Source organism: Martinezella sp. CNPSo 3732, assembly GCF_057784515.1.
Genome location: NZ_JBXSOO010000008.1, coordinates 170,762 through 191,840 on the forward strand (window position 1 = coordinate 170,762; position 21,079 = coordinate 191,840).

23 protein-coding genes are annotated in these 21,079 nt (G+C 58.9%); 17 read left to right on the forward strand and 6 right to left on the reverse strand.

What is annotated here, in order from left to right; translation table 11 throughout:
* The first annotated feature begins 28 nt into the window (after positions 1 to 28).
* Positions 29 to 880 (forward strand): AraC family transcriptional regulator, encoded by an 852-nt coding sequence (locus AC13RM_RS16365; protein ID WP_488555300.1) that lies wholly within the window; start codon positions 29 to 31, stop codon positions 878 to 880.
* Positions 881 to 1,030: 150 nt separating this feature from the next.
* Here AC13RM_RS16365 and AC13RM_RS16370 read toward each other — a convergent pair whose 3' ends face one another.
* Positions 1,031 to 1,657, reverse strand: coding sequence for a glutathione S-transferase family protein (locus AC13RM_RS16370; RefSeq protein ID WP_285173938.1), 627 nt, complete (start codon positions 1,655 to 1,657; stop codon positions 1,031 to 1,033).
* Positions 1,658 to 1,776: 119 nt separating this feature from the next.
* On the reverse strand, positions 1,777 to 2,991 hold the full coding sequence (locus tag AC13RM_RS16375; protein WP_285173937.1) for an NADP-dependent isocitrate dehydrogenase: 1,215 nt from the start codon (positions 2,989 to 2,991) through the stop codon (positions 1,777 to 1,779).
* A gap of 229 nt (positions 2,992 to 3,220) precedes the next feature.
* On the opposite strand from AC13RM_RS16375, the gene AC13RM_RS16380 reads away from it, so the two are divergent.
* The 14 genes from AC13RM_RS16380 (at position 3,221) to AC13RM_RS16445 (ending at position 15,713) form a co-directional block, all read left to right on the forward strand.
* Entirely contained in the window at positions 3,221 to 3,826 is a 606-nt protein-coding gene (locus AC13RM_RS16380) for a hypothetical protein (RefSeq protein ID WP_440477707.1), read from the forward strand.
* Positions 3,827 to 3,940: 114 nt separating this feature from the next.
* On the forward strand, positions 3,941 to 4,783 hold the full coding sequence (locus AC13RM_RS16385) for an RNA methyltransferase (protein WP_440477706.1): 843 nt from the start codon (positions 3,941 to 3,943) through the stop codon (positions 4,781 to 4,783).
* Complete coding sequence (gene murI / locus AC13RM_RS16390; RefSeq protein ID WP_488555301.1) at positions 4,764 to 5,564, forward strand: glutamate racemase; 801 nt, start codon at positions 4,764 to 4,766, stop codon at positions 5,562 to 5,564. The genes AC13RM_RS16385 and murI overlap by 20 nt, the downstream gene beginning before the upstream one ends.
* Before the next feature lie 2 nt (positions 5,565 to 5,566).
* Positions 5,567 to 6,031, forward strand: coding sequence for a GNAT family N-acetyltransferase (locus AC13RM_RS16395; protein WP_285174054.1), 465 nt, complete (start codon positions 5,567 to 5,569; stop codon positions 6,029 to 6,031).
* 84 nt (positions 6,032 to 6,115) lie between these two features.
* A complete protein-coding gene (locus tag AC13RM_RS16400; RefSeq protein WP_488555302.1) occupies positions 6,116 to 7,261 on the forward strand; it encodes an alpha-hydroxy acid oxidase in 1,146 nt (381 codons plus the stop codon).
* 130 nt (positions 7,262 to 7,391) lie between these two features.
* Positions 7,392 to 8,906 (forward strand): helicase HerA domain-containing protein, encoded by a 1,515-nt coding sequence (locus AC13RM_RS16405; RefSeq protein ID WP_440477702.1) that lies wholly within the window; start codon positions 7,392 to 7,394, stop codon positions 8,904 to 8,906.
* Between the two features lie 68 nt (positions 8,907 to 8,974).
* Positions 8,975 to 9,310: a hypothetical protein gene (locus AC13RM_RS16410; RefSeq protein ID WP_374817147.1), complete on the forward strand. Its 336-nt coding sequence runs from the start codon at positions 8,975 to 8,977 to the stop codon at positions 9,308 to 9,310.
* Between the two features lie 3 nt (positions 9,311 to 9,313).
* Entirely contained in the window at positions 9,314 to 10,138 is an 825-nt protein-coding gene (locus tag AC13RM_RS16415) for a hypothetical protein (RefSeq protein ID WP_374817145.1), read from the forward strand.
* A gap of 224 nt (positions 10,139 to 10,362) precedes the next feature.
* Positions 10,363 to 10,980 (forward strand): 30S ribosomal protein S4, encoded by a 618-nt coding sequence (gene rpsD, locus AC13RM_RS16420; RefSeq protein ID WP_092716378.1) that lies wholly within the window; start codon positions 10,363 to 10,365, stop codon positions 10,978 to 10,980.
* A 71-nt stretch (positions 10,981 to 11,051) separates the two neighbouring features.
* Entirely contained in the window at positions 11,052 to 11,981 is a 930-nt protein-coding gene (locus AC13RM_RS16425) for a glutaminase (protein WP_113229754.1), read from the forward strand.
* A 61-nt stretch (positions 11,982 to 12,042) separates the two neighbouring features.
* Positions 12,043 to 12,930 carry a tRNA 2-thiocytidine(32) synthetase TtcA gene (ttcA, locus tag AC13RM_RS16430; RefSeq protein WP_113229755.1) on the forward strand — a complete coding sequence of 296 codons (888 nt, stop codon included), beginning with the start codon at positions 12,043 to 12,045 and terminating at the stop codon, positions 12,928 to 12,930.
* Between the two features lie 71 nt (positions 12,931 to 13,001).
* Positions 13,002 to 13,829 carry an inositol monophosphatase family protein gene (locus AC13RM_RS16435; protein WP_374817142.1) on the forward strand — a complete coding sequence of 276 codons (828 nt, stop codon included), beginning with the start codon at positions 13,002 to 13,004 and terminating at the stop codon, positions 13,827 to 13,829.
* Between the two features lie 16 nt (positions 13,830 to 13,845).
* Entirely contained in the window at positions 13,846 to 14,670 is an 825-nt protein-coding gene (locus AC13RM_RS16440; protein ID WP_374817139.1) for an inositol monophosphatase family protein, read from the forward strand.
* Positions 14,671 to 14,783: 113 nt separating this feature from the next.
* Positions 14,784 to 15,713, forward strand: a complete 930-nt coding sequence (locus tag AC13RM_RS16445) for an adenylate/guanylate cyclase domain-containing protein (RefSeq protein ID WP_488555303.1) — start codon at positions 14,784 to 14,786, stop codon at positions 15,711 to 15,713.
* Between the two features lie 13 nt (positions 15,714 to 15,726).
* On the opposite strand, the gene AC13RM_RS16450 is transcribed toward AC13RM_RS16445, so the two are convergent.
* The 3 genes from AC13RM_RS16450 to grxD form a co-directional block, all read right to left on the reverse strand.
* A complete protein-coding gene (locus AC13RM_RS16450) occupies positions 15,727 to 17,022 on the reverse strand; it encodes a multidrug effflux MFS transporter (protein WP_488555304.1) in 1,296 nt (431 codons plus the stop codon).
* A gap of 13 nt (positions 17,023 to 17,035) precedes the next feature.
* Positions 17,036 to 18,268, reverse strand: coding sequence for a multidrug effflux MFS transporter (locus tag AC13RM_RS16455; protein WP_113229760.1), 1,233 nt, complete (start codon positions 18,266 to 18,268; stop codon positions 17,036 to 17,038).
* Between the two features lie 140 nt (positions 18,269 to 18,408).
* A complete protein-coding gene (gene grxD, locus AC13RM_RS16460) occupies positions 18,409 to 18,744 on the reverse strand; it encodes a Grx4 family monothiol glutaredoxin (RefSeq protein ID WP_113229761.1) in 336 nt (111 codons plus the stop codon).
* 387 nt (positions 18,745 to 19,131) lie between these two features.
* Between grxD and AC13RM_RS16465 the strand changes: the two genes are divergently transcribed.
* Together AC13RM_RS16465 and AC13RM_RS16470 are read left to right on the forward strand one after the other, a co-directional pair.
* The gene (locus AC13RM_RS16465) at positions 19,132 to 19,434 is read left to right on the forward strand and encodes a hypothetical protein (RefSeq protein WP_285173919.1); all 303 of its coding nucleotides are present in this window, start codon (positions 19,132 to 19,134) and stop codon (positions 19,432 to 19,434) included.
* Between the two features lie 220 nt (positions 19,435 to 19,654).
* Positions 19,655 to 20,854, forward strand: coding sequence for a hypothetical protein (locus tag AC13RM_RS16470; RefSeq protein ID WP_285173917.1), 1,200 nt, complete (start codon positions 19,655 to 19,657; stop codon positions 20,852 to 20,854).
* Here AC13RM_RS16470 and AC13RM_RS16475 read toward each other — a convergent pair.
* The gene (locus AC13RM_RS16475; RefSeq protein ID WP_004108912.1) at positions 20,840 to 21,073 is read right to left on the reverse strand and encodes a BolA family protein; all 234 of its coding nucleotides are present in this window, start codon (positions 21,071 to 21,073) and stop codon (positions 20,840 to 20,842) included. The two genes, AC13RM_RS16470 and AC13RM_RS16475, sit on opposite strands and share 15 nt — an antisense overlap.
* Positions 21,074 to 21,079: the final 6 nt, after the last annotated feature.

Sequence of the window (21,079 nt, forward strand, 5' to 3'; positions counted from 1 at the left end):
GGGCCGGTCGATTTGCAAGAGGTTTGACATGAGTGGCGGAACGGCGTGGACGCTTTACGAGACCCGGTTGCGGCGGGTTTCGGCCTATATCCATGAGCATCTGGACGATGAACTCGATATGGAAAAGCTCGCCGAGATCGCCTGCATGTCCAGCTATCACTGGCACAGGATTTATCGGGCGATCTACGGCGAGACGGCGGCGGCGACCGTCAAGCGGCTGCGGCTGCATCGTGCCGCCGGCGATCTCGTCAACACCCGTCTATCTATCAGCGACATTGCAAAGCGGTCGGGCTATCCCAACCTCCAGTCGTTCAACCGCATCTTCAGATCCGCCTACGGCATGCCGCCGGCGCGATATCGGAATGAGGGAAGCCATACGATCTTCGAACCCAGTACCCAAGGAAGGATCACGGTCATGTTCGACGTTACGCTTCGCACTATCTCTCCGATGTCACTGATCGGTGTCGCCCATCGCGGCTCCTATATGCAAATCGGCCAGGCATTCGAAACACTCTTTGGCACCATCTTTGCCCGCGGCCTTGCCGGGCCGGACATGCGCATGATCGGTGTCTATCTCGATGATCCGGATGTGGTGGAAGCGGACAAACTGCGCTCCTACGCCTGCGTCACCGCTGGCGAGGCCGTCGTTGCCAATGCTCCGCTGGAGCGGCGTTCGCTCGACGGCGGCGAGTACGCCGTGCTGCGCCACAAAGGGCCTTATGCAAACATGCATAAGGCCTATCAGTGGCTCTATGCGCAGTGGCTTCCGGCTTCCGGGCGGCAGCTGCGCGATGCCGTGATGTTCGAGGAATATATCAACAATCCGCGCGACGTCCCGCCGACAGAGCTTTTGACCGATATCTATATGGCGCTGCAATAGCGGCATATGAGCGCGATCGAAGATATCCTCTTAGTGCTTTGTATTGTCAGGTATTACAGCGCCGCGCGTCATGCATGACGCGCAAAGGTCGCTGTAACGCTATTAATCTGCTGCATAATTTTATCCTTAAATCGATTCCGATTTAAGGAATTATGCAGTAGCCGGCTTCGGCATGGCTGCATTGTCAATCTCGTTGCCGCGGCGATAGGCGTCGCGGTCGCTGACGCGGCTCCAGTAGTCGACGAATGCCGGCCGTTTTTCGATGGTACCGAAATTAAGGCCCCAGCCGACATGCGAACCGACATAGACGTCGGCTGCCGTAAAGCGGTCGCCGGCGATGAACGGCGAGGTCGTGACGGCGTACTCCATCGCATCAAGCACATTCGCAAAGCTGCCGCAGCCGGCCATGCGCAGGCGTTCCGGCGGGACTTCGAAGCCGAGGGCGCGATTGGTGATCGCCATCTCGAACGGCCCGGCCGCAAAGAACATCCAGCGGAAATAGCGGCCGCGCTCGGCAGCCGTCGGAGCAAGCCCCGCCTGCGGAAAAGTTTCGGCCAGATAGGCACAGATGGCGGCACCTTCGGTGACGACGGTATCGCCATGCTTGATGGCCGGTACCTTGCCCATCGGGTTGACCGCGAGATATTCCGGCGATTTCATCGTCGTGCCGTAGTCGAGATATTCGGTGCGGTAGGGCTGGCCGATTTCCTCGAGCATCCAGCGGGCGATGCGTCCGCGCGACATCGGATTGGTATAGAAAACGAGTTCTTCAGCCATCTGCCTCTCCCCTTTGTTGCGGGCATTTTTGCCACCGGTTCGCCCCGGCGGCAAGATTCAACGCAAAAGAAAACCCGGCGTTGAGGCCGGGTTTTCGTGTCTGCTCATGTCGGCAAGGCTTAGGCAGCCATGGCCTTCTTGAGATTTTCGTCGATCTTGTCGAGGAAGGCGGTGGTCGAGAGCCACGGCTGATCGGGGCCGATCAGCAGCGCCAGGTCCTTGGTCATGTAGCCGGCTTCAACGGTATCGACGCAAACCTTTTCGAGCGTGGAAGCGAACTTTGCGAGTTCGGCATTTTCGTCGAGCTTGGCGCGGTGAGCGAGGCCGCGGGTCCAGGCGAAGATCGAAGCGATCGAGTTCGTCGAGGTTTCCTGGCCCTTCTGGTGTTGGCGATAGTGGCGGGTCACCGTGCCGTGTGCGGCTTCGGCTTCGACCGTCTTGCCATCCGGCGTCAGGAGAACCGAGGTCATTAGGCCGAGCGAGCCGAAGCCCTGGGCAACGGTATCGGACTGGACGTCGCCGTCATAGTTCTTGCAGGCCCAGACGTAGCCGCCGGACCACTTGAGGGCGGAGGCGACCATGTCGTCGATCAGGCGGTGTTCATAGGTGATGCCGGCTTCATCGAACTGAGCCTTGAACTCGTTCTGGTAGACTTCTTCGAAGATGTCCTTGAAGCGGCCGTCATAAGCCTTGAGGATGGTGTTCTTTGTGGAGAGGTAGACCGGCCACTTGCGCATCAGGCCGTACATCATCGAGGCGCGGGCGAATTCGCGGATCGACTCGTCGAGGTTGTACATGGCCATTGCAACGCCGGCGCCCGGAGCGTTGAAGACTTCCTTTTCGATGACTTCGCCATCTTCGCCGACGAACTTGATGGTCAGCTTGCCCTTGCCGGGGAACTTGAAGTCGGTCGCGCGGTACTGGTCGCCGAAGGCGTGACGGCCGACGACGATCGGCTTGGTCCAGCCGGGAACGAGGCGCGGAACGTTCTTGCAGATGATCGGCTCGCGGAAGATGACGCCGCCGAGGATGTTGCGGATGGTGCCGTTCGGGCTCTTCCACATCTGCTTCAGGTTGAATTCCTTGACGCGATCTTCATCCGGAGTGATCGTCGCGCACTTGATGCCGACACCATGCTTCTTGATGGCGTTGGCGGCGTCGATCGTGACCTGGTCGTTGGTCGCGTCGCGGTTTTCGACCGAAAGGTCGTAATAGTCGATATCGATGTCGAGGTAGGGGTAGATCAGTTTGTCTTTGATAAACTGCCAGATGATGCGAGTCATTTCATCGCCATCGAGATCGGCAACGGGATTTGCGACCTTGATCTTCTTCATACTTCTGCCTCGTCTAAGCTAATGGGACCGTATAGTCCTGTGGGTAATGTGAAGTCCCGAGCGCTATAGCACCGCAAGTGCGGAACGCAAAGCCGATAGAGCCTCCGGCGTCGCGTTTTTATCATTCGTGACATCACCTGCTTTTTACGATCCGGCCATTGTCAAAACGGTCCATGGGTCTAATGTCGCGCAGGTTTTGCCCGTTGGCCCCGTGTCATGGAATCACGTCATGCATAAATTTGCTGCCTCCGCTTTTGCCCTTACGCTTTTTCAGTTCTCGCTTGGCGCGCATATGGCGTTTGCGGCCGATGCAACGGTACCGGTCAAAGCCATCATGGATGCGACCGTCTCGAACTGGGCGGGCGGCGACAGCGACTGGCAGGATATCTTCGGCGAGGACAAGCTCAAGGAAATCTACAGCAAGGATTTTGGAGCGAAATACCAGGCAGCGGCGCAATTTCCCGCCGCCGACGAGGATGGTATCTCGCCTTTCGACTACGACGTCATCGTCAATGCGCAGGACGCGTGTCCGCTGGAGGACGTGAAGATTGACGCCCAGCCGCCGAAGAACAATGTGACAGAGGTGCTGGCGACCTTCAAGAAATCGACCTGCATGGGCTCCGACGCCGATTATCAGAAGGTGACGACGGTTCGCTTCGAGGTCATTGAAGAGGGCGGCAGGCCCGTTGTCGATGATATCGTCACCAACGACGACAATGGCAATCCAAGCTCGCTCAAGAGCGTGATGGTGGATCTTGTCAAACAGCAGCAGCAACAGCCGACAGACCAGACGCAGCAACCGTCGGATCAGCAGAAGCCGGCCAATCCGCAATAATCGGGCGGAATTCGTTCTGCCGTTCAAGCGCAAAAACCTTGCCGATCGGCTGGCGTCTCGCTATTGCGACCCATGATTTGCGCGAGAAGGTTCGCGCGCGGAGAGCAAGACATCATGGCAGGCACGAACAGCGAGCGTCAACTTTTGGCCGAAGGGCCGGCCATCATTCTGGTCGAGCCGCAGATGGGCGAGAATATCGGCATGGTGGCGCGCGCCATGGCGAATTTCGGCCTTGCCGAATTGCGCCTCGTCAATCCTCGCGATGGCTGGCCGAACGAAAGGGCGCAGGCGACGGCTTCGAAGGCGGATCATATCATCGAGGCGACCAAGGTCTACGAGACGCTGGAACAGGCGATATCAGATCTCAATTTCGTCTATGCAACGACGGCGCGCGAGCGGGATGGCTACAAGCCGGTGCGTTCGCCAGTCGTTGCGGCCGAGACCCTTCGCGCCAAATTCAAGGCGGGCGAGGGCACCGGCATTCTCTTCGGCAGGGAACGCTGGGGCCTGACGAACGAGGAAGTGGCGCTGGCAGACGAGATCGTCACCTTTCCCGTCAATCCTGCTTTCGCCTCGCTGAACATAGCCCAGGCCGTGCTGTTGATGTCCTATGAGTGGATGAAATCGGGTATGGAGGATCTGGGCGATGTGCCTTTCCAGGCGATCGAGCAGCGGCCTTCGACCAAGGAGCAGCTTTTCGGCCTGTTCGACCAGCTCGAGGAAGCGCTGGATGCGCGCAATTATTTCCATCCTGCTGGGAAAAAGCCGAAAATGGTCGACAATCTTCGGGCCGTCCTCTCGCGCCGGGCCTTCACCGAACAGGAAATCAGCGTCTTGCGCGGGGTGATCTCGTCTCTCGACCGCTTCTCGCGGAAGTCCCCGCGCGGCAGCGGTTCTCATCCCCAACCCTCGAAAGCACCCAAGGAAACCACGAACGATGACAGCAGCGGCGAATGAGCTGAAACCGGTCCTTGTTTTCGATTCAGGGATCGGCGGTTTGACCGTGCTGCGCGAAGCACGCGTGCTGATGCCGGAGCGGGGTTTCATCTATATCGCTGACGATGCCGCATTTCCCTATGGCAGTTGGGAAGAAGCAGCCTTGAAAGAGCGCATTGTCGGTCTCTTCGCAAAGCTGCTTGAGCAATATGATCCGGAAGTCTGCATCATCGCCTGCAACACGGCGTTCACGCTGGCCGGCGCCGCTCTTCGTGCCGCCTTTCCGCAAATGACCTTCGTGGGTACCGTGCCGGCGATCAAGCCAGCTGCGGAGCGCACGCGCTCCGGATTGGTCTCCGTGTTGGCGACCCCCGGCACTGTCAAGCGCGCCTATACGCGCGACCTGATCCAGTCTTTTGCCACGCAATGCCATGTGCGGCTCGTCGGATCGGAGGACCTGGCACGTCTGGCGGAAGCCTATATTCGCGGTGATGTCGTCAGCGATGAGGCAGTCATGACCGAGATCGAGCAGTGCTTCGTCGAGATGGATGGCCGCAAGACCGATATCGTCGTGCTCGCCTGCACGCATTATCCCTTCATGGCCAATATTTTCCGCAGGCTTGCGCCCTGGCCGGTCGATTGGCTCGATCCGGCTGAAGCGATCGCAAGGCGCGCCCGCAGTCTCGTGCCGCAGGTGGCCGATGCCGTCCATCCTGACAATTTCGATTTCGCTGTCTTCACCTCCGGGGCACCGGATTTTCTCACGCGCCGGCTGATGCAAGGCTTTGGACTCAAGGCTTGATGATGAAAGACAAGGTTTTGCTGCGTAAACTCGATCTCGTGGATATGCCGGCTGCCGCCGCCGTTCATCGCGCTTCCTTCAACGAGCGGCTGCCGACGCTTGCCAGACTTCATACGCCGGAAGAGGATGTCGGTTTCTGGAGCGCTGTGGTCTTCAAAGACTGCCAGATCTGGGGCGCGGAAGAGGGCGGTCGCCTGGTCGGCGTCATTGCCTTCCTCAAGGATTGGATCGATCAGCTCTACGTTCTGCCCGAGGCGCAGGGGCGTGGTGTAGGCAGCCGCCTGCTGGATATCGCCAAGTCGACCTATCCGGCGCTGTCGCTCTGGACATTCCAGAGAAACGAGCCGGCGCGCCGCTTTTACTTGAAACACGGCTTCTTCGTGGTTGACGAGTCCGACGGGGCAGGCAATGAGGAAAAGGAGCCGGATGTGCTTTACAAGTGGGAAGCACGTTTGCACCGGCTGTAATGCAGGATTTGACTGGGCGGCGGGATATTGGGAGGTCGATATTGATGTCTTTTGAGATTGATTGCAGCGTTGTCGGGGCAAGCCATGCGTCTGCGTGAGTGCCACAACTTCCATGATTTTCGTCTTCTCGCGAAAAAGCGTCTTCCCGGCCCGATCTTCAACTATATCGACGGCGCGGCCGACGACGAGGTGACGCTGCGGCGAAACACGTCAAGCTTTGAAAGCTGCGATCTCGTGCCCAACGTTCTGCGCGGGGTCAGCGAGATCGACATGTCTGTCACCGTCATGGGACAAAAGCTCGCGACGCCCTTCTATTGCTCGCCGACGGCACTGCAGCGTCTCTTCCATTATCAGGGCGAGAATGCGGTGGCCGCCGCGGCTTCTTCGCTCGGCACCATGTTCGGCGTTTCCTCGCTCGGCACCGTCAGTCTTGAGGAAATCCGCAAGAAGCATCAAGGGCCGCAGGTCTACCAGTTCTATTTCCACAAGGACCGCAGCTTGAATCGGGCAATGATGGAGCGGGCCAAGGAAGCCGGCGTTAACGTCATGATGCTGACTGTCGACAGCATTACCGGCGGCAATCGCGAGCGCGATCTTCGCACCGGGTTTTCCATTCCGTTCAAGCTCAATCTGGCGGGCCTCACCCAGTTCGCCATCAAGCCTGCCTGGGCGATGAACTATGTCACGCACGAAAAGTTTCGCCTGCCGCAGCTCGATGAGCATGTCGACATGAGCGGCGGCGCCATGTCGATCGGCAAGTATTTCACCGAGATGCTCGATCCATCGATGAACTGGAACGACGTTGCCGAGATGGTGAAGCACTGGAGCGGGCAGTTCTGCCTCAAGGGCATCATGTCGGTAGAAGACGCAAAACGTGCCGTCGATATCGGATGCACCGGCATCGTGCTCTCGAACCATGGCGGTCGGCAGCTGGACGGTTCACGTTCGGCATTCGATCAGCTGGCGGAAATCGTTGACGCCGTCGGCCATCGCATCGATGTCATGATGGATGGCGGCGTCCAGCGCGGCACGCATGTGCTGAAGGCTCTGTCGCTCGGCGCGAAGGCCGTTGGCCTCGGTCGCTTCTATCTCTATCCGCTCGCCGCTGCCGGTCAGGCTGGGGTGGAGCGGGCGCTCAGGCATCTGCGCACGGAAGTCGAGCGCGACATGAAGCTCATGGGCTGCACGTCGGTCAGCCAGCTGTCGCGGGCCAATCTGCGCTTCAGATAGGTCTCATAATCGCCTGTGGGTTTTTTCAATCCACGGGCGCGAAGCTTGGAAATCTTTGCTAGACGAGGGCGCCTCCTTTCAGAAAGATAGGACGCATCCACATTTGATTCTTGCTCATAGGGGAAGTGCATTGCAGGTCGGCATCGACATGGGAACGGCGTCCGGCGGGACCAGCGCCCAGCTCGATATCGAGGAGCTGCTAGCGACGCGTCTCCTGGTGCAGGGTAATTCCGGCTCCGGAAAATCTCATCTTCTGCGGCGGCTGCTGGAACAGTCGGCGCAGTGGGTGCAGCAGGTCATCATCGATCCCGAAGGCGATTTCGTCACGCTGGCCGATAAGTTCGGTCATGTGGTCGTCGATGGCGAGCGTACGGAAGCCGAGCTTGCCGGCATCGCCAACCGCATCCGCCAGCACCGCGTGTCCTGCGTGCTGACACTGGAAGGGCTCGATATCGAGCAGCAGATGCGCGCTGCCGCAGCCTTCCTGAATGGCATGTTCGATGCCGATCGCGAATTCTGGTATCCGGTGCTCGTGGTGGTCGATGAGGCGCAGATGTTTGCGCCCTCGGTCGGCGGCGACGTTTCGGAAGATGCGCGCAAGATGTCGCTCGGCGCCATGACCAATCTGATGTGCCGCGGCAGAAAGCGCGGCCTTGCCGGCGTCATCGCCACGCAGCGACTGGCGAAGCTCGCCAAGAACGTTGCCGCTGAAGCTTCCAATTTCTTGATGGGCCGCACCTTCCTCGATATCGACATGGCACGTGCCGCCGATCTTCTCGGTATGGATCGCAGGCAGGCGGAAATGTTCCGCGACCTGAAGCGCGGTAATTTCGTCGCCCTCGGGCCGGCACTTTCGCGCCGTCCGCTGCCGATCACCATCGGCGCGGTGGAAACCTCGGCGCGCTCCTCCAGCCCAAAGCTGATGCCGCTGCCGGATGCGCCGCAGGATGTCGAAGATCTGATCTTCACGCCGGATCCGGAAGAGTTCGCGCGGCCCGTTGTCCGCCGCACGACGCCGGCTCCCCGCCCAACGACCGATATTCTGGCCGAGCTTTCCCGCTCCGTGCCGGCAGCAAGCCCGGCACCGTCCGAGCCGAAGGTCAGCCAGCCGGAACTATCGAGCGAGGATCGCGAGGCGAGAGTGAGCGCGGTGCTCTCCGAAATCCTCGATGATCCCGCCTCCGGCTTCCGAACGGATTCAGTGCTTTATCAGGAGTTTCTTGTACGCTTGCGTATGCGCCGCGTTCCCGGCGCACCCATGAGCCTTTCGGAATTCCGCCGTCGCGTGGCGATCGTGCGCTCCGGTGCGGACGAAGAGGTCATGGCGACGGATCAATGGGCAACGGCGCTTGCGCTGTCCGCCAGTGTCACCGACGATCTGCAGGGCGTCTTTTTGATGTTGGCGAAGGCCGCGATCAGCGGCGAACCGTGCCCGTCCGACGCCCGTATTGCCCGCGCCTATGGCACCCATTCGGCCAGACGCGCACGGCGACTATTGAGCTATTTCGAGGAACAGGGCAGCGTCGTCGTTCACACGGATTTCTCCGGCAAGCGGATCGTCGCTTTCCCGGATATGGGTTCCCAGACCGCGCCCGGCGATGCCAATGCGCCGGATATCGAGGGTGGGGAGCAGGCGGCGGAATAGCCGGAAATACGACACCCTTGATACGTATCCCGGATACGCCTATATTTGTCTCTGCAGGAGATGAATTCATGGCCGCGCGTGACAGGATCCAGCGATATAGGGAAAGTGGTGGAGCGTCCGACCTAGTGAGGGTGGAGGTTCTAGTTCCCGCAGCGTGCCGCAATGATATCCTGTCGCAAGCGGCGGAGATGCGCGCAGAACATCGACAAAGGAAAGAGCGTCTTCGAGAGAATGTCGAAGAAGCGCTTGACCGCTACGGCACCCGCCTTCTTGACAATATCGATCTGGATCGGCTGCCCGATTTGGCACAGAAGGCAAGGGTGATAGCCAGCGCCTTGATGGAGCGCGGCGATGCGCGCGCCTTTGCAATAGGGCGTCGCATGCTTGACGAGGTCGGGCGATAGGCGATGGCGCTGACCAAACTGCAAAAAGAGATTATGGCTTCCATCGCAAAAAATCGATCGGAAACCAGCTATGTTGCAGGCGGGCTTGTCCTTAATATGAATTGGCCTCGTCTGTCCGATGATATCGATATCTTTCAAGATACCGACGAGGAAATCGGTCCTGTTGCCGAGCGGGACATGGAAACGCTCAGAACTGATGGTTTCCGTGTTTCTGTCGAGGTCAATGTCTATGGCTGCGTCGAGGCCGAAGTCTCCAAGGCGCAGGAGAATACGCTCATTCAATGGATGAGCGAATCTCGAACTCGGTTTTTCCCGCTTATTCGAGACAAGGAGTGGGGCGCAAGGCTTCACCCAGCGGACCTTGCCGTGAATAAGGTTTTGGCGGCATCAACCCGGACAAAGCCACGGGATTTCGTCGATTTGTTAATGATCGACGAAAGGTTGGCTCCGCTTGGTGCGGTTGTCGTCGCAGCCTCGGGAAAGCCACCTCATTATTCTCCAATCAGGATAATTGATGAAATTCGGCGAAGAGGGCTATCGGTTTCGACCGAGGATTATGATTCCGTGAGAGGTCTTCCAGTCGATTTTACGGCCAGCGTCATTCGCGACAGGCTTGTGGAGGTGCTGAATGGAGCAGAGCGCTACGTTCGATCCGCGCCACCGGATATAGTCGGTCTGCTTGCGGTCAACGCCAGCGGCATCCCAATTCAGATATCGGCTTCGACCGACGATGGCGTGCAGTTTCGAAAGGCGACATCCGAGCCGGATCTGATGCCGTCGTTGCCGGATGTGCCGGAGGACTGGCGCGGCCTGGGGCGTGCGGAATGAAACTGCGCTTCTCGCCGATCCTGCTGTTGACATTTTCATGACGACCCCTTACAGACCGCGCCAACGCCGGGCAGAAATGTCCGGTGTTTCATTTGACATGTCCCGTGGCTTCGTCCGTTCGCTAACGTGAGAAGCCTGTCAGAGCTCGAAAACGGAGTTCAGAGGAGGGCGTGTTTCCTTCGCGGTTCGGCAACGGGCCGCCATAACACTTGAAAGGAAATGCGATGAGCAAGCGCGAATCGTCCAAGTACAAAATTGACCGCCGTATGGGCGAAAACATCTGGGGCCGTCCGAAGTCCCCGGTTAACCGCCGCGAATACGGCCCGGGCCAGCACGGCCAGCGCCGCAAGGGCAAGCTCTCGGACTTCGGCGTGCAGCTGCGCGCCAAGCAGAAGCTGAAGGGCTACTACGGCGACCTGCGTGAAAAGCAGTTCCGCGCCACCTTCGACGAAGCCAACCGCCGCAAGGGCGACACCTCGGAAAACCTGATCGGCCTGCTCGAATCGCGTCTCGACGCGATCGTCTACCGCGCCAAGTTCGTTCCGACGGTCTTCGCCGCCCGTCAGTTCGTCAACCACGGCCACGTCACGGTCAACGGCGTTCGCGTCAACATCGGTTCGTACCGCTGCAAGGCTGGCGACGTTATCGAAGTTCGCGAAAAGTCCAAGCAGCTCGTAACCGTTCTGGAATCGGTTTCTCTCGCTGAGCGAGACGTTCCGGATTACATCGAAGTCGATCACAACAAGATGGTTGCGACCTTCGCTCGCGTTCCGGCTCTCGCCGACGTGCCGTACGCCGTCGTCATGGAACCGCATCTGGTCGTCGAATTCTATTCGCGTTAATAAGCGGATAACTTTCTTAATGAATGAAAAGCCGCTCGGTTTGAGCGGCTTTTTTGTCTTTGGAGCGCCTCATGACGGATTTGCAGGCCATTCTCGACGGCATTCATGCGGAGCTTTCGCCGCGCATCGGCGAAGGCAAGGTTGCCGATTACATTCCCGAGCTGGCAAAGGTCGATCCGAAGCAGTTCGGAATGGCAATCGCAACGGTCGACGGCAAAATCTACTGCATCGGCGACGCGGGCGTCCCTTTCTCCATCCAGAGTATCTCCAAGGTCTTCATGCTGACCCTGGCGCTGGGCAAAGTCGGCGAGAGCCTGTGGAATCGCGTAGGGCGTGAGCCATCCGGTACGGCTTTCAATTCCATCGTCCAACTGGAGCGCGAAGAGGGCATTCCGCGCAATCCCTTCGTCAATGCCGGTGCCATCGCCGTCAGCGATGTCGTACTCGCTGGACACGAGCCGCGCGAGGCGATAGGCGAGTTGCTGCGCTTCGTGCGCTATGTGGCCGACGACGAGACGATTAGCATCGATGACAAGGTCGCGCGTTCGGAGACGCAGACGGGCTTTCGCAATTTCGCGCTTGCCAATTTCATGCGCGCCTACGGCAATATTCATCACCCTGTTGAGCATGTGCTTGGTGTTTATTTCCATCAGTGCGCGCTTTCCATGAGCTGCCTGCAGCTTGCCAAGGCGGGGCTCTATCTCGCTGCGCGCGGCAGCAATCCCATCACAGGTCACTCCGTCGTCTCGCCGAAGCGGGCGCGGCGCATCAATGCGCTGATGCTGACTTGCGGCCATTATGATGGTTCGGGGGACTTCGCCTATCATGTCGGCCTGCCGGGCAAGAGTGGTGTCGGCGGCGGCATTCTGGCCGTGGCGCCGGGCATCGGCTCCATTGCCGTCTGGTCGCCGGGACTGAACAAGGTCGGCAATTCGCAGCTCGGCGCTGTTGCGCTGGAAATGCTGGCGGCGCGCACTGGCTGGTCCGTATTCGGGGATTGATACCCATGTCTTCTCGAGCCGCTTTCTGCTATCAGCGTGGCGAGATGCAAGGAATGATCGAATGAATATCGCAACGACGGTAAAAGACGACATCGATATCGAGGTTGAGGATAGCGGTTCCGCCGCGCATCCGATGTTTTCCGATGCGCCGCGTTCGGTCTCCTTCAACAAGCTTCGCAAGCGCCTGTTGCGGCAGGTGCGCCAGGCTATGGAAGACTTCCAGATGCTGAAGGGCCAGAAGCGCTGGCTGGTTGGCCTTTCTGGCGGCAAGGATTCCTATGGGCTGCTTGCACTGCTGCTCGATCTGAAATGGCGCGGCCTGCTGCCGGTGGAGCTGGTCGCCTGCAATCTGGATCAGGGTCAGCCGAATTTCCCGAAGCATATTCTGCCCGAATATCTGACGAAGATCGGTGTCACGCATCGCATCGAATATCGCGACACCTATTCGATCGTGAAGGAAAAGGTGCCGGAGGGGGCAACCTATTGTTCGCTCTGTTCGCGCCTGCGTCGCGGCAATCTTTATCGCATCGCTCGCGAGGAAGGTTGCGATGCGCTCGTGCTTGGCCATCACCGCGAGGATATTCTCGAGACCTTCTTTATGAACTTCTTCCATGGCGGCCGGCTGGCCTCCATGCCGGCGAAGTTGCTCAATGACGAGGGCGACTTGATGCTGTTGCGCCCACTGGCCTATGCGGCGGAAGACGACCTCGCCAAGTTCGCTGCGGCCATGCAGTTCCCGATCATTCCCTGCGATCTCTGTGGCTCGCAGGACGGATTGCAGCGCAATGCCATGAAGGACATGCTCGCCGATATCGAGCGGCGCATGCCGGGGCGCAAGGATACGATGCTGCGCGCTCTGGCGCATGTGAACCCGTCACACCTGCTCGACCCGAAATTATTCGATTTCGCTGGATTGATGACACAGGGATCTTCCGGCGATCCAGCGTAATTCAGTGCTTTTGCCACACCGATGTCATCGAATCGGGCATAAGAGGAAGCCCTTACAAAACAGAGGCTTCTATGAATTTCTCCGATACTGATTTCGACTATGTGACGACGATCGTTGCCGAAGCGGCGTCAAAGGAAATCATGCTGCGCTTCCGCAATCTGGACGCTGGCGACATATCGGAAAAGACGTCGGCTATCGACCTCGTGACCGAGGCGGATCTTCTGGCAGAACGGCACATCACCGCGGCACTGAAGGTGCGTTTTCCGAAAGCTGTGATCGTCGGCGAAGAAGCCTATGAGGCTGACAAGTCCGTCGTGCCGGCGCTGGCGCATGCGGAATTGGCCTTTACCATCGACCCGGTGGATGGCACCTTCAATTTCGCGGCCGGACTGCCTGTTTTCGGGACGATCGTCGCCGTCGTCGCCAATGGCGAAACGATCGCCAGCATCATCCACGATCCCGTGCTTGGCGACACCCTGACCTCCATGAAAGGCGGCGGCACTTTCCTGCGCCGGCAAACCGGGCAGGCGAGGCGGCTTGCCGTTGCCGCACCTGCCCCTTTGAGCGCGATGACGGGCGCCATATCCTGGGGTCATATGGATGAGCCAGACCGGTCGCGGATCAACGCAAATCTATCGAAGGCCCGCATGGCTTTTTCGCTCAATTGTTCGGCTTATGAATATTGGATGGTGGCGTCGGGCAAATGGCATTTCATCGGCCATTCCAAGCTAATGCCATGGGATCATCTTGCCGGCGTGCTGGCGCATCAGGAAGCGGGCGGCTATACCGCCAAGTTCGATGGTACCCCCTACAAGCCCGGTGAAACGACGGGCGGCATCATTTCTGCGCCTGACGAGGAAAGCTGGCGGATGATCCGCCGCGAGATCATCGGCGCCTGACGCGAAAGGAAAAAGCATGACATCGCTCGTTGACGTTACCACGCTTGCTCATGTGCTGCGCCGTGCGGCACAGACAGAGATCCTGCCTCGTTTCCGCAGGCTCGGCAGCGACGATATCCGCGCCAAGAGCGAGGCGACGGATCTGGTGACGGAAGCCGACGAGCGGGCCGAGCATATGATAAAGGCAGAGGTTGCGCGGCTCTGGCCCGAGGCACTGTTTATCGGTGAGGAATCGGTTGCGGCCGACCCGTCGCTACTGAAGAAGCTAGGGGACGCTGACCTTGCCATCATCGTCGATCCCGTCGACGGCACGTTCAACTTTGCTGCCGGCATTCCGGCCTTCGGCGTCATGGCCTCGGTGGTCTCGAAAGGCGAAACCGTTGCCGGTATCATCTTCGATCCGATGGGTGATGACTGGGTGCTTGCGGAGCGCGGCAGCGGCGCATGGCTGCGTCGGCCGGATGGCGAGACGCTGCGTCTCAACGTTGCTCCTTCCGTCCCGCTGGAAGAGCTGGTCGGCATGGCGGCCACCGGTTTTCTGCCCAAGGAAAAGCGCGCGGAGATCATGGGCAATCTCGCCAAGGTGCGCTACACGACCTGCTATCGCTGCGCGGCGCATGAGTACCGCACGCTCGCGGGCGGCTATGTGCACTACCTCATGTACAACAAGCTGATGCCTTGGGATCATCTGGCGGGATCGCTGATCTCGGCCGAAGCCGGCGCCTATGTCCGTCGTTTCGACGGCTCGCCCTATCTGCCGCATCATCTCGACGGCGGGCTGTTGATCGCGGTGGACAAGGATACCTGGGAGCTGTTGCGGTGCGAAGTCTTCACTCTTTGAGGGGAACCACGCCACGATAGCCGGCGCCGCCTCTTGGAAAGTAACGGCTGGAGGGCTATCTTTGCTGCAACAGGCAAGAGCCTTGGTCGGCGCTTGCCGCGGGGATGAGACAGATGTCCGAGACGAGCCGCAAGCTGACCACGATCTTCTGCGCCGATGTACAGGATTACACGCGCCTTATGGGGAAGGATGAAGAGGGGACGCTGTCCACTCTTCGCCGTTACCGCGATGCGATGAAACGGCTCATCGAAGCCCACGGCGGCCGTGTCATCAACACCTGGGGCGATGGCGTCTTTGCCGAGTTTCCAAGCGTCGTCGAAGCCGTGCGCGCTGCAATCGACACGCAGAACGAGCTTGCCGGCTATAATGCAATGACCGATCCCGACAAGCAGATGCTCTTTCGCATCGGCCTCAATCTCGGCGATGTGATCGCGGATGGCGACGATCTCTATGGTGACGGCGTCAATATCGCGGCCCGGCTGCAGTCACGCGCTGCTCCGGGTGGCATCGTCATTTCCAACACGGTCTACGATCAGGTCCGCAATAAGGTGGGCGTCGGTTTCGATTTTCTCGGACAGCTCGAGGTCAAGAACATCGAAGGCGGAGTGCCGAGCTATGCAGTGCGGATCGGCGGCGTTCAGGTTGTCGACACCACATACGATTATCGGTCGGCCCAGGAGCCGGCTCCCGTGCGGACCCCCGAAGCGGCGATGCGGGAATCCGTGCCGCAGGACTGGCGGCGGAGTTGTGGTGTTGCCCTAGTCGTGTGCAGCGGCCTTGCCGTTCTTAACGGATTGACCTGGGGTGGCGAATTTTGGGCGAAATGGCCCATACTCGCGATTTTGTGGGTCAACGCGTATCGTTACGTCCGTAGTAACCCGCCGATCGATATGGCGATCGCGAGCCTTGTCATCACGGGCATCGGGATCGTTGCCATCAACCTTTTCACCTGGCATGGAACACCATGGGCGATGTGGCCGCTCTTCGGGCTTGCGATCGCTGCAGCGGTGCGCTGGGTCAGTCGACCGCGCAGCGGCGCCTAAGGAAGGCACCTCGTCAGACGTGCCCCATGCCCGGCTCCAGCGCCGGCGTATCGCCGGGATGGGTGAAGAGCTTGCCGCGTTCCGCCCACAGCGTTGCGACGATCGACAGCGCGCCAAATACCGTGAAGCCGGCAAGCAGCGGCTGTGCCGTCCCGTCGAACATCTGGCCGACAATGCCGCCGAGCAGGACACCGACCGTCGTGGAGATCGAGCTGGTGATGGCCGCTGCCGTGCCCGCCAGATGTCCCATTGGCTCAAGGCTGATTGCCATGCAATTGGTGGTGATCACTGCAAACATCATCAGCATCACCGAGATCAGCACATAAATGAAGGTGAAGCTCGGTTGGCCGAACATGCCGACGATGTAGCCGATGGCGCCCAAAGCGGTGAAAACGATCATGGCGGCATGGGAAATGCGGCGCATGCCGAAGCTGCGCACGAAATAGCCATTGGCGAACTGTGCGACGGCGGTGCCGGCTGCCGTTGCCGCGAAGGCGATCGGGAAGGTTTCGCCGAGGCCGTAGACCTCGCCGAAGACTTGCTGCACAGAAACGATGTAGGCGCAGATGATGCCGGTGTAGAGCGTCAGACCGATCATGTAGCCGCAGGTGATGCGGTTGGTCAGCACGGTCTTGAAACCGGACAGCACGGAAGCGACCGAGAGTGGCAAGCGCTCTTCAACGGGCAGCGTCTCCTTCATGCGGAAGAAGGCGACCAGGAAAAGGCCGGCGCTGACGATGCCGAGCAGAATGAAAATCCACTGCCAGTTCGAATAGGCGACGATCATCTGGCCGACGAAGGGCGCAACCATCGGCATGATCATGAAGACGATCATGATATAGGACATCACGCGGGCCATTTCGCGACCGCCGAAGCAGTCGCGGACGATAGCGAGCGTGGTGATGCGCACGGCCGCGGCGCCGACGCCCTGCGCAAAACGCATCGCCAGCAGGGCAAACAGGCTGCCGCTCCAGGCTGCGGCAAACAAGGTCACCGTATAGAAGGCCAGACCGCCGAGCAGGATGTACCGCCGGCCATAGGTGTCCGACAGGCTGCCGAAGAAAAGCTGACAGATGCCGAAACCGAGGAAATAGACGCCGATAACGAGCTGGGTGTCGTTCGGATTGGCAACATGAAGCGACTGGCCGATATTCGGCAGTGCCGGCAGCATGCTGTCGATGCCCATCGAAATGCTGGCCGTCATCAGGGCGATCGTGAGAATGAATTCCACGATGCCAAGGCCGATGCGGCTGGAGCCGGACTGTGCAGGCTGCTGGGCCGGCTGCTGGGATTGAGGCGGGGTCGTCATTCGAATATGCCTGTCAATGTAAAGCGAGAGACTGGTCGGCCGGAGGAGGCGCATTGTGCGGGCGGAACAGCTTTCCCTTTTCAGCAATCAGCACGAAGACGACGCCGATGAGGGAAACGGTGAAATAGCCGATGACCATCGGTGTCGCCGTGCCGTTATAGAACTGCCCGATGCAGGCGCCGATCGATGCGCCGCCGACAGTGCTCATGAAGCCGAGTACGGAGGATGCCGTGCCCGCAACATGGCCGAGAGGTTCCATCGCGAGAGAGTTGAAGTTGGAACCAATCCAGCCGAATTGAAACATGGCCAGTGCGAAAAAGACCATAAATAGGGGGAACGGCATCGGCGATGGTCCGTAAAGCTGCACCAGCAGCCAACAGAAGGTGATGGCGACAAAACCGAGCAGGGCCGTGTGCGACAGCCGGCGCATGCCGAAGCGGCCGACAAACTGAGAGTTGACGAAGGACGACAGAGCCATGAACGCCGCCACGCCGCCGAATGCCAGCGGCGTATAGACGCCAAGGCCGTAGATGTTGTTGTAGATCTGCTGGGCAGAATTGATGAAGCCGAACAACGCGCCGAAGAGGAATGTGCTGGCAAGGGTGTAACAGAGTGCTACGCGGTCCGTCAGAACGATCTTGAAGCCGGCAGCGACAGACTTCACGGTCAGTGGGCGGATATTTTCAGGCTTCAGCGTCTCTGGAAGCCGGAAATACATCCAGAGGCCGACGAGTGTTGCCATGGCGCCGATGAAGACGAAGATCATGTGCCAGGTGCTGACCAGCAGGATGATCTGGCCGCTTCCCGGCGCAATGACCGGAACGATCATGAAGACCATCATGATGAGCGACATCACCTCGGCCATCAGGCGGCCGCCGAAGACGTCGCGGACGATGGAGACGGTGATGACGCGGGTGGCCGCCGAACCGAGGCCCTGAATGAAGCGGAGCGCCAGCAGACCTGCGAAAGACGGGATGAGGGCAATGCCGAATGCCGAAATCACGTAGATGGTGATGCCGATCAAGAGTGGCATGCGGCGGCCGAAGCGATCCGACAGGGGGCCATAGATAAGCTGGGCCGAGCCGAAGCCGATCAGATATGCTGTTACGACATATTGCCGATGGTTTTCGTTCATCACGCCGAGGCTGGAACCGATCTGCTGCAGCGCGGGAAGCATGATGTCGATTGCGAGTGAGTTAATCGCCATCAGGAAGGCCGCGAGTGCGATGAACTCGCGTTTGCCCATGGGCAGTTGCCCATGGGACATGGCCTGGGATGAAGTCGTCACGGTTTTATTCCCATAAACATGTCAAGGGCGCCGCCCGGCGGCAGCGCCATATCGATCAAATTGAACTATGGAAACCGGACGGGGAGCCCGGTACCCGGTCAGGCGGCGCCGCGAACGCTGATGCCGTGTTCCTGAAAGTGTTGCTGCAACTCGCCCGCCTGGAACATTTCGCGCACGATGTCACAGCCGCCGATGAACTCGCCCTTTACGTAAAGCTGCGGAATGGTCGGCCAGTTGGAATAGTCCTTGATGCCCTGACGGATTTCAGCGTCGGCCAGGACATTGATGCCCTTATAATCGACGCCGATATAGTCGAGAATCTGGACCACCTGGCCGGAGAAGCCACACTGCGGGAACTGGGGAGTGCCCTTCATGAAAAGAACGACGTCGTTGTTCTTAACTTCGTTGGCGATGAATTCCTGAATGCCGCTCATTGTCCAGTTCCTTTCACATGCGGGGTCAAGGTCCGCAGCGTTACATCTGTCCCTTAAATAGCAAGCGTCCGGCTTGATTTCCAGCGGCAAAACGAAGCTGCCGTCTTTTTCATCGCATGAATAGATTTCCGGCATCAGTCGTTAACAGGAACGTCCGGAAAGTGTCGATTGGCGGTCTTTTTTGAACAGTGCGTTTTGAAATCGCCTCTTCAACTCCAAGCCTGAACAACACACATCAACTTATAATCAAGGGACGATGAATATTAGTATGCTACCTAATTTACAAACCAACGGTATGTTTGTTAGAGTCTGCCGATTGATGCGATTTGGCGCGTATCGGTCCCTTATCGGCATTGCATTCGCATATTTCTTGAGGGAGCGGACTCCATGAGCCACCATCACTATTCCGAAGGGCAGGTTGGGGAAGAGCGGGAATTTTATAGCTCTGAAGATACGAGTGAAGGGGAGCGGGAATATTACGAGCATGTACGCACACCACGAGCATCGATCCTGAACAGTACCGTGACCGTAAGTGCCATCGTGCTTATTCTGAGCATCGCTTTCGGTTACCGGGCCTCGACTGCACCGACGCCGCCGTCGACCACGCCACCGGCCGTTGAGAAAATCATAACTGCGCCGTCGGTGGACTCCTGTGCCGATATCTCTCCCTATCCGCGCCGGGAGTGCTGATATATCGGAATTCGGATTTTTACCCTTGGCACGGCGAACAAGCCGGCTAACGACGGTTGTGCATCCGTCATGCGGGCTGAAGCGGTTATAAACGTTTGATCCTATGTTTTTGTTTTTTGGATGATTTATTGCGGTCTGCCATGAAAAAGCCGGCAGGCCATGGTCTTGGCGATGTTCAGATTTCATCAGTGCTACTGGCGCCCCGGGGACAGACTACAATATGAATTCTATCAAGAAGAGGGTGGTTCTCCACTTCCCTGGCTTCGAGCCGCTGGATGCTGCCGCACATCGGGCTCGTTATGAGCGTTCCGCTCGGCAGAGTGCCGTCGCCTGGGATTTTTCCAGCTCGGTGGGGGAGTTGAAGAATTTTGGCCGAGCACCGTATTTCGATGTCATGGCGACAGCTGCGGATTGGCATACTCAAAGCCGCATTCATATCGTCGATCATAATGATCTGGTTGCCATACTGAACGGCAGGCCATTCTTCACGCGGCTCGTTCAGGGCTATCTCGCCGCCGCAAAGGTTGCCATTTCGGGCGGTATGGCCGGCTATTTCCGTCATGCGTGGCGCTTCGGCCTGTTCTTCATCTTTCCCTTTCTGCTGATGCTCGTGGGGTTGATTCTCAGCCTATCGATCGCGTTTACGCCAATCCTGTTCGGACTGCCCGCCTGGAGCCATATCGGCAGTATCGCGCTCGCAGTCGCCTTCTTTGTCTATGTCTTCCTGCCACAGGCCGAGAAGCTGCATACTCTGCATCTCTTCTCCGATTGGGAGATGGCGGTCGCGATGGCGGGGCTGAACGGAATAGGCGCGGAACAATGGCTGGAAGCGAGCGCCGTCAGCGTCCGGCAAGCCTTGGATGAGCCCGACGTCGAAGAATTCGTCATCTCCTCGCATAGCATGGGCTCGTCCGTGGCCGCTCACGTGATCGGTCTGTTGCTCGAGCGCGAGCCGGACCTGCTACAGGGCAAACGCGTGGTGTTTACGACCCTTGGCAGTGCCATCCTGCAATGTGCTCTCATGCGGCCGGCAAAGGTGCTGCGCTCACGTGTGGGATTGATCGCTCGCTGCAAGGACATCTTCTGGCTCGACGTTCACTGTCTGACCGATGCAATCCATTTTTATAAGACGAAAGTCGCGGCTGTTTGCGGACATGAGGATGTCCCACAGGCTTCGATCCTGTTCATCCGCTTCAAGCAGATGCTCTCGGAGAAGCATTACAAGAAGATCAAGCGCGATTTCCTTCGGGTTCACCGGCAATATGTGCTCGGTCCCGATCTCCGGGCTTTCTTCGATTTCACGCTGATGACGGCCGGTCCACTGTCGGCTTCGGATTTCGCCGAATTCTCACCGAAGAGATTGCCGGAGCTGAGCTTCAACTCCGGCGAAGAAGTGCAGGCGCTCTCAGTCGGGCGCTGACGTCTGCAGTGCAAGGGCGTGCAGCACGCCGCCCATATTGCCCTTCAGTGCATCATAGACCATCTGGTGCTGCTGCACGCGGCTCTTGCCGCGGAAGGCTTCCGCGACAACTTCGGCTGCATAGTGATCGCCATCCCCGGCCAGGTCGCGAATCGTCACCTTGGCGCCGGGAATGCCGGCCTTGATCATGTCTTCGATATCGCCGGGGTTCATGGGCATGAGTGG